Here is a 16,251-nt window from a genome sequence, read left to right as displayed (position 1 = left end):
ATATTTCGTTAAATATTTTTTAACAAAACTTTAATTTTCATTGATAAAAAACACAACTAAAGAGATTAAAATAAAAAATCAATAAAAAGAGACATATCTACAACAATCTTAATATCAATTAATTAAAATAAAAATATATTTCAAAGAATAAAGAATATTATTTAGGCTTTTTTTACAATTAAAAAATGAAAAAAAGTGACTTAAAAAGCCACTTTTAACATTAAAAAGACAAAAAATCTTTATTTTAATTTAAATAAAACTCATATTTATTGAGCAATTGTATCTGTTTTATCAAATCACCATTCAGATCCACCGAATGTTTCATCGATTGCACTTCCAGATGTTCCGTATTCAATTCATCGTCAACGTTTTTAATATAAAATTTCAGTTTTTGATTTCCTTGATTCCGCTCCAGAACGGATCTGAAGAACGTAAGATCTTCCGGTCGGAAATCCATGACATCCATTACCAAAGAAATACTCTTTGCAAATCTTTCAAAAGCTTCCTGAAGCTCGATCACGTCATTTACATTCACGAAAACTCTTCCGTCTTTTACCTGGGCAAATTTTATCTTCAAAATAACAAATCGCTGAACCTCCAACTTTTCTTTCAACTTCATATAATCACGATCTCCCAGTCTGAAAGAATACGACCCGGAATAGTCTTCCAACGTCACAAAAGCAACCTTTTCACCACTTCGGAAACCGTCTTTCACTACATATTCCGTGATCAGACCGGCAACAGTATATTCTTTTCCACCGCCTCCGTTTTCTCTTTCTTTCTGAAGCGTTTTCCAATCTTTTTTCTTTTCTTCAAACAGTTCTTCCTGCTTATTGGCAAAAGCCTGTTCTTTGTACGCATCCACCTCATCAAGATTTAAAAATCCGAAAACCCCTTTAGGTTCTGCTTTTTTTGTTACCTCTTCAATGATCTCCTCTTCTTCTCCTGCCACAATATCATCAGAAACAATTTCCGTTAAATCTGCCGTTTCTTCTACAGAATCCTGTTCTAAAATAGGAGCTTCATCCACAACAACTTTTGCTTCTTCATCTTTCTCCAAAACATTTTTCTTAGAAAGACTTCCCTGCATAAATTGATATTGGTATTTAAATTCATCCAGCGGATGTGCAGAAAGATAGAAACCAATGATCTCTTTTTCTTTATTAAGCTTATGCATATTGGGCCATTCAGGACAAGGCGCTAATTTAGGCTGCTCGATCTGAACTTCTTCTGCAAAATCCGCAAAAAGAGAATTTTCCATCTCATTTTTACTCTCCTGAAAGCTTTGCCCGTATCTGATCAGTCTCTCCAAATTGGTTCTTCCCGCCATGTCAATATCAAAATACTGACCTCTATGGAAATTATCAAGTTCATCAAAAGCTCCTGCCAACACTAAACTTTCCGATACTCTTTTATTCATTTGAGAAGGTAAAATTCTTTCAAAGAAATCATAAATATTTTTAAATCTTCCGTTTTCTCTTTCTCGTGTAATCGCCTCACTCGGTCCTTCTCCAATTCCTTTAATTGCTCCCAACCCAAAACGGATCTGTCCTTTTTCGTTTACAGAGAATTTATATTGAGATTCATTCACATCCGGTCCTAAAACATCAACTCCGATACTTTTACAGTCTTCCATGAACATTGTAATAGATTCTGTGTTGTTAATGTTATTACTCATCACACTCGCCATATATTCTGCCGGATAATTGGCTTTTAAATAAGCAGTTTGATACGCAATGAATGCATAACAAGTAGAGTGAGATTTGTTAAAAGCGTATTCAGCGAAAGCTTTCCAGTCATTCCAGATTTTCTCCAATGGACCTTCATCGAGATTGTTTTTTCTTCCGCCTTCGATGAATTTTGGGTACATTTTATTCAGAACCTCAATCTGCTTTTTACCCATCGCTTTTCTCAAAGTATCGGCTTCACCTTTTGTAAAGTTGGCCAATTTTTGAGACAGAAGCATTACCTGCTCCTGGTAAACGGTAATTCCATAAGTTTCCTTTAAATACTCCTCAGTTTCCGGTAAATCATAGACAATTTCTTCAATACCATGTTTTCTGTTAATAAAGTTTGGAATGTATTTAATCGGACCCGGTCGGTAAAGAGCATTCATGGCAATAAGATCGGCAAAAACTGTCGGTTTCAGCTCTCTCATATACTTTTGCATTCCCGGACTTTCATACTGGAAAATCCCGACCGTTCTTCCTTCTTTAAATAATTGATAGGTTTTAGCATCATCCAAAGGAATCAAATCCGGATCAATATCAACTCCGTGTCTTGCTTTAACTATTTTTAAAGCATCTTTAATGATCGTTAAAGTTCTTAAACCCAAGAAGTCCATCTTCAAAAGACCTGCGCTTTCCGCCACCGAGTTATCAAACTGCGACACCAAAATATCGGCATCTTTTGCAGCAATGGTCACGGGAACAAGATTACTCACATCTTCAGGTGTAATAATAACCCCACAAGCATGAATTCCTGTATTTCGTATACAGCCTTCCATTTTCTTGGCACTTGCCAAAACTCCGTGACGTGCATCATCAGGAGTGTTAAGAACATACTTCATCTCATCGACAAGCATTTGTTCTTCAGGTTTCAGCTTATCATATTTTGATAAAGCTTTTGCAATATTCATCCCCGGACTTGGAGGAATCAGTTTTGCAATATTATTGGTATCAGGAATCGGAACATCTAAAACTCTTCCCGCATCTTTAATGGCAGATTTACCACCCAAAACGGAATATGTAATGATCTGTGCTACCTGATTTTTACCGTATTTTTCAACAACCCATTTAATAATTTTATCACGTCCTTCATCATCGAAATCGATATCAATATCGGGCATGGAAATCCTTTCAGGATTCAGGAATCTCTCAAAAAGGAGATCATATTTAATGGGATCAACATTGGTAATTCCGGTACAATAGGCAACAGCAGATCCTGCTGCAGAACCACGTCCTGGACCAACCCAAACCCCCATTTTCCGGGCTTCATTACAGAAATCCTGTACAATCAAAAAGTAACCGGGATATCCTGTATTGGCAACAACTTCAAGCTCAAAATCAAGACGTTCTTTAATTTCAGGAGTAATTCCTGTCGCTTCATATCTCTTTTTCGCTCCTTCATAGGTTAGGTGCGTTAAATACGCCATTTCCCCACGTTTTCCGCCATCTATTTCATCTTCGGCATGAATAAATTCTTCCGGAATATCAAATTTTGGAAGGAGAACATCTCTTTTTAAAGTATATGGGCTGAATTTTGCGAAAAATTCTTCATATGCATCAAAAGCATCGGGATAAGCTAAAAAAGCCTCCTTAATTTCATGAGAATTTTTAATATAATATTCTCCCGTCGCCAATCCTCTTCTCTTTCCGAAACCTTTCCCAACAGGAGTTGTCAGTTTTTCACCATCTTTGATACAGCTTACAATATCCTGAATATTGGAATCGTCTTTGTTGGTATAATAGGTTTGGTTCTGAGCTAAAATTTTAACATTATATTTATCTGCAAAATGCAATAAAACATCATTCAAATGCTCTTCTTCGGGAAGTTGATGGTTTTGAATCTGCACATAAAAGTCATCTTCAAAAGTATCTTTCCACCATTTGAAAAGCTCTTCCCCTTTTTGTTCACCCGTATTTAAAATCGCATCCGGAATATCACCATTAATCCCTGAAGTCAAAGCGATAATTCCTTCTTTATATTCAGCAATTAATTCACGGCTAATCCTTGGAACTCCGAAATAAAAACCTTTCAGAAAACCAATACTCGAAAGTTTCGCTAAATTTTTATATCCGTTAAAATCTTTCGCCAACAAAACGACCTGTGTTCTTCTGTCGGGATCATCTTTGGTAAACTGTTTCTGTTCGTAACGATCTGAAATATAAAATTCACATCCAACAACGGGAATTAATTCCTCAGAAATCGGTTCTTCTTCATTAAAATCCGTTCCGTTTTCCTCAGCTTCCTGTTTTTTAGCTAAATATTCCTTATGTTTTTTTGAACGATCAGAGTTGGTAGATTCTACGGCAGAAACAAATTTAAAAGCTCCCATCATATTTCCCAAATCAACCATTCCGACTGCAGGAAAATTTTCGTCTGAAGCTTTTTTTATTAAATCATTAATACTTGAAGTCGCCGTTAAAGTTGAGAAAACACTTTTATTATCGAAATTAAAGTATTTCCCTAAATCAATATCATCAATACTCCCGACATCAGACTGCTTTTTCTTATTGTTGAAATCTGCAACCTGTCTTCTGATAACAATCCCAAAAGGCTTTATAGGATCCGGATAAAGTGTCTTAAAGTAAGCTAACTGATCTTCTGAAGTTTTTAAAACCTCAGCAGGAATCACTCCTATTCTCATCATTTCGAAGAAAACCTGAGCAGTTGCATTTACGTCGGCCGCTGCGTTATGGGCTTCATCAAACTTATGACCGTATAATTTTTCGTAAAGCTCTTCCAATTTCGGAGGTTTGAATCTTCCTCCACGACCACCACCAAGCTGACAAAAATCTGTACCCAAAATCATGGTATCGGCTTTTGGTTTTTCCTGAAGATTGTCTTTTATATTTTTTCTGTAAAATTCGGCTCCAACGATATTATAATCAAACTCAACATTGTGCCCGGAAACGACTCTTACTTTTTCTAAAACTTTTGCAAATTCATTTAAAATTTCTTCAAGATCACGGCCTTCTTCATTGGCAATTTTCGTTGTGATTCCGTGAATTCTCGCAGCGTTGAAGGGAATATCGTACCCTTCAGGTTTTATTATATAATCCTGATTTTCAATTAATGTTCCATCATCATCATGCAACTGCCACGCAATCTGAACCATTCTTGGCCAATTATCAGAGTCTGAAAGCGGAGCATTGAAATTCTTTGGTAAACCTGTGGTTTCTGTGTCAAAAACTAAATACATCTAAATTTTTTCAGCTTTTAATTAAAAGAGAATGTAAAGTTACTTCAATTTTATATTTAAAATTAGTTAAAAAAATCTTTTTACAATTTGCCAATTACTATAATTATTTTCATTAACACATCAATTTTGTATAAAAAAGCTAAAGCTAAATAACAATTTACACATTCTATTGTAATTTTAAAGCCTATTTTAATTATTTTATATACATTTGTCAACTTAATATATTTTATTATTGACTGTTATGAAGAAACATTTACTTTTAATTAGCACACTAGCTGTAGCTTTAGTTAGCGCACAGAATAATGATGCTTTGAAAAGAGAGTTTGAGAGACAAAACAAGGAGAACAATGCAAAGTTTGACTCTTATGTTACAAAAGTGTATGGAAATGATAAGAGTGTAGAGACTCAGAAAAAAATCGAAGAATTAAGAGCTAATTTAGCTGGGTTCAGTGGAGATGTACCTAACTTTTATAAAGCTGACGATCAAAATCAGATTTTAAATAATAACGTAGATGCTCTAACTACTGCTGGCGGAGTAAATGGGCTTTCAACAGCATTCAAAGGAGAAAATATCAAATATACAATATTTGACGGCGGAAGAATATATGCTCCACATGTAGCGTTCAGCAATGCAACAGGAAGAATTACCAATCTTGAAGCAGCTACAAATGCTTACAGTGCGCACTCAACCGGGGTGGCAAGTATAATTGGTGCTAAATCTTCCCCATTAACAGCTACAAGTAACGGGGTTCCAATTTCCGGAAATGCTATGGGGATTGCTGTGAATTCAACTATGGATTCTTATATGTTTGCAACAACAACTTTACCTAATGCAATCACCACGAGTACAGTATTCGATAAAATACTAATAGCTCAACCTAAAATATCAAACCATTCTTACGGAACCAATCCTGGATGGGATTATAAAACGACAGCAGATGGCTATCCAGCCAATGGATGGTACTGGGGTGGGAACTATATCTCAGGAACAAATTATGATTTACAAGGTACATATTATACAAGTGATCAAAGTTATGATGCAATTGTATATAATAACCCTAGTTACACTATTGTAAAATCAGCTGGAAACTCTTATGGATTTGGTCCTGGATATTCAGGTTCAACTACAACTTCCTATTATTATAACGGTTCTGGATACACTGCATATCCGACAGGTACGGCTCCTGTTGCGAACTGTTCACAAGGTTATGACTGTATCGGTTATGGATCTTTAGCTAAAAACATAATTGTTGTAGGTGCTACAGATATCATTACCACAAATAACTACAGATATACTGATGCTCTAGATGTTGTAAAATCAAGTTATAGTAGTGCAGGTCCAAGAGATGATGGTGGTATTAAACCGGATATTGCTGCCCCAGGTACTGATATTTGGATGGCATCAACAGCGGAAAATACCACAGGAAGTGAGACTTGGCAAATTAACAGCGGAACATCTATGTCTGCTCCACAAGTTACCGGAATTATTGGTCTTTGGATGCAGATTTATAAATCTTTATTCAATAACGCAGAGCTAAATGCTGCCGCTGCTAAAACGCTAATGGTACATTCTGCTGCTGAAGCAGGAAATGTGGGTCCAGATCCATGGTATGGTTGGGGATATATTGATGCTAAGAAGGGAGCCGAGTTATTAGTTGGTAAATCTAATAATACTATTATCTTTAATAATGAAACTTTAACAAGTGGAGTAACAAATGCTAAATCAATTAAAGCATCAGGAGGCACACCTTTAAAAGTTACAATCTCTTGGGTTGATCCAGAATATAAAATAACTTCAAACTCATGGGCAACTTTATATAACTACAGAAATTCTAGATTGATAAACGATTTGGACGTAAGAATTATTGATACTACAACTAATACAGTATATTTCCCATGGAAACTGAATGCAAACAGTCCTATGACACTGGCAACAAAAGGAGATAATACTGTAGACAATGTAGAGCAAGTAGTTCTAGACAACCCTGTTGCAGGTAGAACTTATAGAATTGAAGTTACGAACAAGGGAACTCTTGTTAATAATGCAGCAACTCCAGTGTTGACTCCTCAAAACTATTCAATCATTGTAACTGGATACAACGAAGTATTAGGTACTAAAGAAGCAACCAACACTGCTAGCGGAATTATTGTTGCTCCAACACTTACTAAAGATATCGTAAATGTAATTAAAGCTCCTAGAAAATCGACTTTCACAGTATATGATTTATCTGGTAAAAAATTACAAAATGGCGTAATTAACAATGAGCAGGAAACCATTAATTTATCTTCTTATACAAATGGAGTGTACATCATTGAAGTAAAAACTGATAAAGATGTAATTTCTAAAAAAGTTATCAAAGAATAAGTAATAAAAACATAGCATTTAACACAAAATACTAACGCTTGTTAGTATTTTGTTTTTTTATGTATATTTGCTTCCTATGGAAAATACACTTCACGGAAAAGTTTCTCAGGATATCCTGCTAAAAGCATACAACCATATGATGCTTGCTAAAGCAATGGCAGATATTTATGAAGAAAACAGGAATATTTGCAAATACGTTCATAGTACATCAAGAGGTCACGAAGCGATTCAATTGGCAACAGCTTATCAGCTAAAAAAAGAAGACTGGGTTTCTCCTTATTATAGAGACGAAAGTATCCTTTTGGGAATCGGTTTTGAGCCTTATCAACTGATGTTACAATTACTGGCAAAAGCTGATGATCCTTTTTCCGGAGGCAGATCTTATTACTCTCACCCTTCGAGCAGAGATGAAGACAAGCCAAAAATCATTCACCAAAGCTCAGCAACAGGAATGCAGACAATTCCGACTGCAGGAGTTGCACAAGGGATAAAATACATTCAGGACTTTAATTTACAGCAATTTGAAAACAATCCGGTTGTTGTTTGTAGTCTTGGAGACAATTCTGTAACAGAAGGAGAAGTGAGTGAAGCGCTTCAGTTTGCAGCTTTACACCAGCTTCCTATTATTTTCCTAGTTCAGGATAATGAATGGGGAATTTCTGTAACAAAGGAAGAAGCCAGAACTTGTGATGCTTACGATTTTGTAGCAGGATTTACAGGATTAAGCAGAATGAGAGTAGACGGAACCGATTTCGTTGAAAGCTTTGAAGCCATGAAAAAAGCTGTTGACTTTGTAAGAACAGAAAGAAAGCCTTTAGTTGTATGTGCGAAAACAGTTTTGATCGGTCACCATACTTCAGGAGTAAGAAGAGAATTCTATAGAGATGAAGAAGACTTAACCAAACACAGAGCAAAAGACCCGGGAGAAATTCTAAGAAATCAATTGCTTGAATCTGGTGTTGATGAAGAATTGTTAAAACAAATTACGAAAAAAGCTCGTCTTGAAGCTGAAGAAGCCTTCGAAAGAGCTAAAAACGCCGAAGATCCAAAACCAGAAACCGTAATGCAGCACGTTTTTGCTCCAACTCCGATTACAGAGGAAATAGGAACGCGTGAACCTGCAGGCGGAGAAAAAATTGTAATGGTAGATGCCGCTATTCACGCCATTCAGGAATTGATGTGGAAACATCCGGAAGCCCTTCTTTACGGACAGGATGTCGGAGAAAGAATCGGTGGAGTTTTCCGTGAAACAGTGACTTTAGGAAAAAAATTCGGTAGCAAAAGAGTATTCAATACAGCGATTCAGGAAGCGTATATCATTGGTTCTACAACAGGTATGAGCGCGGTTGGTTTAAAACCGATTGTTGAAGTACAGTTCGCAGATTATATCTATCCGGGAATCAACCAGTTGATTACTGAAATTTCAAAATCAAGCTATTTAAGTCAGGGTAAATTCCCTGTAAGCAATATCATCCGTGTTCCGATTGGAGCTTACGGAGGTGGTGGTCCTTACCACAGCGGAAGCGTTGAAAGTATTTTAGCCAATATTAAAGGAATCAAAATCGCTTATCCAAGTAACGCTGCAGACTTCAAAGGATTATTAAAAGCAGCTTATTATGATCCGAATCCGGTAGTAATGCTAGAACATAAAGGGTTGTACTGGAGCAAAGTTCCGGGAACAGAAGATGCAAAAACAATAGAACCTGCAGAAGATTATATCTTGCCTTTCGGAAAAGGAAAAGTAATCATAGAAGCTGATAAAGAAGAAACTGAAAAAGGAAGAACTTTATTGGTAGTAACTTATGGAATGGGAGTTTACTGGGCCAAAGAAGCTGTGAAAAACTTTAACGGAAGAGTTGAAGTAATTGACTTGAGAACTTTAATTCCTCTTGATGAAGAATTGGTTTTCGAAAAAGTGAAAATTCACGGAAAATGTATTGTCTTAACAGAAGAGCAATTAAACAATTCATTTGCAGAAGCTTTCGCACACAGAATTTCTAAAAACTGCTTCAGATATCTTGATGCACCGGTTGAAACAATGGGATCACTGGACGTTCCGGCTGTTCCGATCAACTTGGTTCTGGAAAAAGAAATGCTTCCAAATGCAGAAAAACTAAGCAGCAAAATAGAAGAAATGCTTAACAATTAATTCAGATAAAAATTTAAACCTCTAAATTACTTTAGAGGTTTTTTTGTGCAATTTTTTTATTACTTTTAATAAAGGATTAAAAATCAACGCACCAATGATTACCACAAAATACATCAACTACAAGCAAATTCTCAATGTTTCCGGAATTCATCTTATCTGGATTTCGATTTGGTGTACTTTAATCACCTTTTTATTTCACTTTTTCCGTTGGGAATGGATGATCATTCCTTGGGTTCCTGTTGCGCTCATTGGTACTGCAGAAGCTTTTTTAGTAGGTTTTAAAAACAATCAGGCCTACGACAGACTTTGGGAAGCCAGAAAGATCTGGGGAGGAATTGTAAACTCCAGCCGTTCATTTGCTTCTATGGTGTATGCTTTTAATACAAATCATGAAGAAGTGGGAATTTTTGATCTTGAAGACCGCAGAAAAAAAGTTGTCTACCGTCATATCGCATGGTTATATACATTCAGAGAACAATTATTAGTCCCAACCGAATGGGAACATATTGGAGCAGAAAAAGAACATTCCCATCATATCAACAACAGACGGAACAGATTAATTAAGGCCGGATTTCCCGACTATGGCAGAACTCCGATTTTCCTTAATAAATACCTTTCTGAAGAAGAAGCAGAACTTCAGTCTCATTATAAAAATTTTGCCACATATTTGGTTTCCCAGCAGGCAAAAGATATTAATGATTTAAAAAATATTAAAGCAATTTCAGATTTCAACCAGACACAGTTACAAAACTGCCTCAATGAATTCTACAATTTTCAGGGACAGGCGGAAAGAATTAAAAAATTCCCTTCACCAAGGCAGTTTGCAAGTACTGCTTTTATTTTCAATGTTCTATTTATTATGTTACTTCCCTTAGGTTTAGTCAACGAATTTGCCAAACTCGGAACTTGGGGAGTCTGGTACAGCATTCCGTTTTGTATTATTATCGGATGGATCTATATCATCATGGAATTAGTAGGTGATTATTCAGAAAATCCGTTTGCAGGACTGATGTTTGATATTCCAATGCTTTCCATCTGCAGGAATATTGAAATTGATCTTTTACAGATGACCGGAGAAACTGAGCTGCCGGATCCTATTTCTTCTAAAAATGGAGTTTTAGTCTAAACAATTTAAAATCATATTTAATTCCTGTAATTTACAAGATAATAGCAGTCGTATTTTTCACCTCAGAGATCATAAACGAACTGTGAGTACTGGCAATATGTTTAATCGTAGTTAATTTGGAAAGCATAAAATTCCTGTAATCCTGCATATCTTTTACATTAATTTTCAAGATATAATCATAATCGCCGCTCACATGAAAACATTCCGTTATTTCAGGTAAATTCACCACTTCCTTTTCAAATTCAATTACATATTCTTTCTTGTGCTGGATTAGTTTTACATGGCATAAGACGGTAAAATTTTTATTGATTTTATCTCGGTTCAGTAAAGCAACGTATTTTGAAATGACCCCAATTTTTTCAAGTTTTTTAATCCGCTCATATACTGCCGTTACAGAAAGACCAAGTTTATAAGACAGTTCTTTGGTAGTTTGTTTGGCATCTTCCTGCAAATAAATCAGTAGTTTTTTATCTAAATCATCAAAATCCATAGTGATATTTTTGGCTTAACTTTATATTCGATACATAATTTAAACAATATTACTACATTTTTTCAATTTTATAGATTTATATTCTGAATAATTAAAATACCATTGTAAAAAACATTAGTTATTTACATTTTTACCCATATTAAAAATCATTACAACTATGGACCACTTTAATGCAGCTAATGAAATTCAGGATTTACAATATTTCGGAGAATTTGGAGGAGTAAACCCTTCTATTTCTGATAGTTCCACCTATACTTTCCTTTCAGCAAAAACAATGTTTGATACTTTTGAAGGAAATGCAGACGGTTGTTACCTGTATTCAAGACATTCTTCACCAATGAATCTGTATCTTTCACAAGCTTTGGCTAAAATGGAAAATACAGAAACGGCCAACGTAACAGCATCCGGAATGGGGGCAATTACTTCCGTTTTAATGCAGATCTGCAAAAGTGGAGACCATATTATTTCAAGCAGAACAATCTACGGAGGAACGTATGCTTTTTTAAAGAACTTTCTTCCTCCCTATAATATCAATACGACTTTTGTAGACATCAACAATTTTGAATCTATAGAAAATGCTATTACACCCAATACGAAGGTTATTTACTGCGAAAGTGTAAGCAACCCGCTTTTGGAAGTTGCGGATCTTAGAAAACTTTCTGAAATCTGTAAAAAACATAACCTAAAACTGATCGTTGACAATACGTTCTCACCTTTATCGATCTCCCCTACTTCATTGGGAGCAGATATTGTGATCCATTCTTTGACGAAATTCATCAATGGAAGCAGCGATACAGTAGGTGGTGTTTACTGTGGGAGTCAGGAATTTATTAATGATACTAAAAATGTAAACACAGGAGCTTGTATGTTATTGGGACCTACTATGGACAGTTTCCGTTCTGCAAGTATCTTGAAGAACCTGAGAACACTTCATATCAGAATAAAGCAGCACAGCCACAACGCGATGTATCTTGCTGAAAAATTCGAAAATGACGGATTAAGAGTCGTATATCCCGGTTTGAAATCCCACAAAAACCACGAGCTTATGAAAAGTATGATGCATGAGGAATACGGATTCGGAGGTTTGTTAACGTTAGATGCAGGAACAACTGAAAAAGCTAACGAACTGATGGAAATGATGCAGCAGGAAAACCTAGGGTATTTAGCGGTAAGTCTAGGATTTTATAAAACATTATTCTCATGCTCCGGAAGCTCTACTTCTTCTGAAATCCCTGAAGAAGAGCGTGCTGAAATGGGAATCTCTGATGGCTTAATAAGATTTTCAATCGGTCTCGATCACGATATCGAAAGAACATATACGAAAATGAGAGAATGCATGCTAAAAACAGGTGTTCTCAACCATGAAACCATATCTATATTCTAATTTTATTGTATAAAAGCTGTTGAATTTCAACAGCTTTTATTTTTTTTAATATAGTATTACACTGTCATTCTGAATGTAACGAAGTGAAATGAAGAATCTTTTTATATTGAGATTCTTCCTTCGTCAGAATGACAAATCACAACTTAATTTTTATGAAAATGTTTCGGGAAAGCTTCTTCCGGCTTCATTTTTAACACATTCAGTAAAATCCACGACTTCAAAAAACCGTAACCGTAAGAAAACATTTGGATATAGGTAGAAACTACAGCCATTGCAGCAATCGCAACATTTTTAGTAACGATAAGTGCGTGAAGCAAAACCATAAAAGTATATAATCCAAATAACGAAAGTATAAAACCTCTTCCCAATACAAAATATTCAATAAATCCTAATATATATCCCAACAGGAATAAAGAAGGAAATGCAAATGAGATTTTTACATAATTTGGATGTCTCTGATTCAAAATTGGTCTTGCACACCCAAACTGATAGACTTGCTTTGAGAATTTACCAAAATCTACCCGTCTTTTATGATACACGGCAATATCATCGAAAAAAGCCGTTGTAAAACCATTTTCCCAAAGCGTCATAGAAAGATCCGGATCTTCTCCGATTCTCATTTCTGAAAATCCTCCTACTTTTTCAAAGACTTCTTTCTTCACTCCCATATTAAAACTTCTGGGCTGAAACTTAGAAACCGCTTTTTTATTCCCTCTGATTCCACCTGTCGTAAAAACCGATGTCATAGAGTAAGAGATTGCTTTCTGCATCAGATTAAAGCCTTTATGTGCCTTATCTGCTCCACCAAAAGCATCACAAGGAATTTTTAGAATATCTTTTTTAATGTTTTCGATATAGTCTTTTTCTACAATTACATCACTGTCTACAAAAACCAGCCAGTCATTGGCAGCTCTTTTCGCTCCGTAATTTCTCGACAAACCTGGCCCTGAATTATCTTTTCTGAAATATTTAATATCTAAAATCCCATTAAAGTTCTCAATAGTAGGTTTCAGATCAATAAGAGAACCATCATCTACAATAATGATTTCAAAAGCTTTATTGGTTTGAAAAGTCAGTGAATTGAGAAGCTCGAAAAGTTCATCTTTTCGGTTAAATATGGCAATAATAATAGTAAGTGAGGTATCCAAATATTATTTTTTTTCAAAAATAGCTTTTCAAGAATCAACTCACAAATTCTAAATAAATATTTAAAAATTTAATTTCAGTCCTGCTAAAAAATAACCATGTAAAGCAATCGTGGAATATTCGTCCGTACCCAATTGATTTACTACACTATTGATGTAATTAAAAGAATTGAGATTTAAAATATTGTTAAACTGAAGACTATATTCTAATTGAGTTTTTTCTTTTCTATATGAGACTTGTCCTCCTAATAAGAAATTGTTCTGAGAATTTTTTTCAGTATTTTGTATTAAATATTCTCCTAACAGATTCCCCATCCATTCTTTCATTATATTTGCTCTGACTCCCAAAGAAAACTTATAATAATTCTGATATGATTTAACATTATAAAAGCTTTGATCAAAAATAGATTTAGTAAATGTATATCCAATATCAAATTGAATTACCTTATTTTTAAAATTGGATGATAGTTTTTGTGATAATTCAAAATTCTGAATAGATGTCACATTTCTGTTATTATTAATGAAATTTTCGTTATTATTAAAGACACTTACAAATTTTGATTTTAAATTGAAATTTTTACGGAATTTGTGATCATTGGAAAGTAAAAAAGTCCATCTATGATTATAAGCACCAATAAGATTTTCAGATTTAGAAAAATCTCCATAATTGGTAACATTCGTTGTAAAAGCAGGATTGGTATTTTGATATAGTAATACAAATAACCACATATTCCCTTTATCAAAGTTAAATCGATTCCATATAAATTGGTAATTTTCTGTTTTACTTAAAACATTAGGAAAAATAGTCGCATTTTGATAAAATATTAAATCTTTAGAATACAAATTATTATTTTGAAGAAATCTTATATCAGGAAAATTATATTTAGACTGATATTCAATACTATATTCCGAATTAACTTTCGAATCAGGAAGATATTTCAGTTTGGCTTTGTTCTCAAAATAATGTTTTTCATATTCATTTAAATGAATAAAATTTGAACTTAAGGATCCTGAAAAATCAAATCTGCCTAGCTTTCTATAAACTGTAATATCACTATTAAAATGGTGAAGGGTAAGATTTCTGGTTTCATTAGCTAAGGAAGTAAATTCTTCTAATAAAGACTTTTCTTTTTTATATGAAAATCCAGAGCTAATATTAAAATTAATTATTTTATTTTTATTTTTCAGATAAAAATCTACTGCATATTTATTAGAATTGATATCATAGTTCTGTGTTAAAAAATCATTATTCGTTAAAAATAAGTTTTTATTAGATTCAATATTCAAACCGCCAGAATAGGTTTTATTTAACTGGCTTAAAGCAAAAATAATCTTGTTATTACCATGATTGATATTCCATGAAATAAAATTACCTAAGCTTCTACTTTTTATATTATTATTGATATGATATAAATTTATATCATTAGAAGATCTATTAATATCTTGGTTAAAATCATCATTTATCGGAGTATACCCAAAATTATAAAACAGGAAGCTATCATTATTAAAAACTTTCCTTGCTTTTATCTGTGTTGTTCCTAAAAAGCCTTTATTATTCTCACCTTTTTTTTCAAAAAAATTTAAATTTTGAGCTTGTGAATCTAAAACAGTTCTTCTTGTTGTAGAATATTTATCTAATTGTGCATTATTAAAAATGGAAAAAGCTGTTATGGAAAATGTTTTTTTTGATTTAGAATATTGTAATGCACCAAACTGATTATCTTTCGAAACTACTTTACCGTCATTATTTAAAAAATTAGGAACTTCAAGATTATTATCATTTTCAGACTCTTCAATATTTTCTTGTTTATTCATTTCATAAAAATCTGCTATAGTAATAGGATCTTTAGCTATATTATTAACATCACCAATAAAAACCAGATTTCCCGATTTTCCTAATTTATATAGATTAGAATGTGCTAAATATGAATTTTTATTTCCGAATCCCCCTTCAATATTTCCAGTAATCCTTTCTTTATAGTCATCCTTCAATTTAATATTGATTGCAGTAGAAGTACTTCCATTAATTGTAGAATAATTTTTCCAAAAATCGATACCATCAACCATTTCTGATGATAAATTTTGAATAGCAATCTTATGATTCTTCCCAAAAAATTCGTTTCCTTCAACCAAAACTTCTCCAATTACATTTCCTTTAAAGGTTACCTTACCATTATCAGAAATATCAAGTCCTGGTAATTTTTTAACTAAATCTTCTACAGTTCTTTCTGTTCCGTCTCTTATTGCTTTAACATTATAAACAATGGTATCTTCTTTAATTTTAGCGAAAGTAGGACGAGATTTTATAACAACTTCTTTTATTTCCGTTAACTGGGACTCTAATTCAATTTCAAAATATGTTTTTATATTGGTATCAATGTCAAATAACTTAGTTTTATAAAAAACTGAAGTGAACTTTAAAGTAAAAATACCTTTTTCTAATGGATTAAAACTATATTTTCCTCCATTGTTAGTTTTTTTAAAATCAATTATTTTACCTTCACGTAAAAGCTGAACATTAATATTATCTAATTCTTTACCTTGAGTATCCCTTATTTGAATTATTATTTCTTGAGATTTGCCCAAAAAAAATATCAGCATAAAAAATATAACAAAAAAAAATTTTTGCATTTATATAAAGCTTTTCCTAAATTATTAAAATAATATG

Annotated in this window: 8 protein-coding genes; 4 read left to right on the top strand and 4 right to left on the bottom strand. The window is 33.6% G+C overall.

The window, feature by feature from the left end; genetic code table 11:
• Positions 1 to 244: 244 nt before the first annotated feature.
• Positions 245 to 4,924: a DNA polymerase III subunit alpha gene (gene dnaE, locus JI747_RS00340; protein ID WP_225685472.1), complete on the bottom strand. Its 4,680-nt coding sequence runs from the start codon at positions 4,922 to 4,924 to the stop codon at positions 245 to 247.
• A 241-nt stretch (positions 4,925 to 5,165) separates the two neighbouring features.
• Between dnaE and JI747_RS00335 the strand changes: the two genes are divergently transcribed.
• The 3 genes from JI747_RS00335 (at position 5,166) to JI747_RS00325 (ending at position 10,564) form a co-directional block, all read left to right on the top strand.
• Positions 5,166 to 7,289 (top strand): S8 family peptidase, encoded by a 2,124-nt coding sequence (locus tag JI747_RS00335; RefSeq protein ID WP_225685471.1) that lies wholly within the window; start codon positions 5,166 to 5,168, stop codon positions 7,287 to 7,289.
• Positions 7,290 to 7,365: 76 nt separating this feature from the next.
• Positions 7,366 to 9,438, top strand: coding sequence for an alpha-ketoacid dehydrogenase subunit alpha/beta (locus JI747_RS00330; protein ID WP_225685470.1), 2,073 nt, complete (start codon positions 7,366 to 7,368; stop codon positions 9,436 to 9,438).
• Between the two features lie 94 nt (positions 9,439 to 9,532).
• On the top strand, positions 9,533 to 10,564 hold the full coding sequence (locus tag JI747_RS00325) for a bestrophin family protein (protein ID WP_225685469.1): 1,032 nt from the start codon (positions 9,533 to 9,535) through the stop codon (positions 10,562 to 10,564).
• 31 nt (positions 10,565 to 10,595) lie between these two features.
• On the opposite strand, the gene JI747_RS00320 is transcribed toward JI747_RS00325, so the two are convergent.
• Complete coding sequence (locus JI747_RS00320) at positions 10,596 to 11,054, bottom strand: Lrp/AsnC family transcriptional regulator (protein ID WP_225685468.1); 459 nt, start codon at positions 11,052 to 11,054, stop codon at positions 10,596 to 10,598.
• A 157-nt stretch (positions 11,055 to 11,211) separates the two neighbouring features.
• Here JI747_RS00320 and JI747_RS00315 point away from each other — a divergent pair, with 157 nt between their 5' ends.
• Positions 11,212 to 12,438, top strand: coding sequence for an aminotransferase class I/II-fold pyridoxal phosphate-dependent enzyme (locus tag JI747_RS00315; RefSeq protein ID WP_225685467.1), 1,227 nt, complete (start codon positions 11,212 to 11,214; stop codon positions 12,436 to 12,438).
• Between the two features lie 143 nt (positions 12,439 to 12,581).
• On the opposite strand, the gene JI747_RS00310 is transcribed toward JI747_RS00315, so the two are convergent.
• Both JI747_RS00310 and JI747_RS00305 read right to left on the bottom strand, forming a co-directional pair.
• Positions 12,582 to 13,586, bottom strand: a complete 1,005-nt coding sequence (locus JI747_RS00310; RefSeq protein ID WP_225685466.1) for a glycosyltransferase — start codon at positions 13,584 to 13,586, stop codon at positions 12,582 to 12,584.
• 60 nt (positions 13,587 to 13,646) lie between these two features.
• Entirely contained in the window at positions 13,647 to 16,214 is a 2,568-nt protein-coding gene (locus JI747_RS00305) for a carboxypeptidase-like regulatory domain-containing protein (RefSeq protein ID WP_225685464.1), read from the bottom strand.
• Positions 16,215 to 16,251 lie beyond the last annotated feature (37 nt).

The organism is Chryseobacterium tagetis (genome assembly GCF_016735585.2).
Lineage (GTDB): Bacteria > Bacteroidota > Bacteroidia > Flavobacteriales > Weeksellaceae > Chryseobacterium > Chryseobacterium tagetis.
The sequence above is the reverse complement of the archived record's forward strand: the minus strand, read 5'-3'. Positions and strand labels throughout refer to the sequence as shown.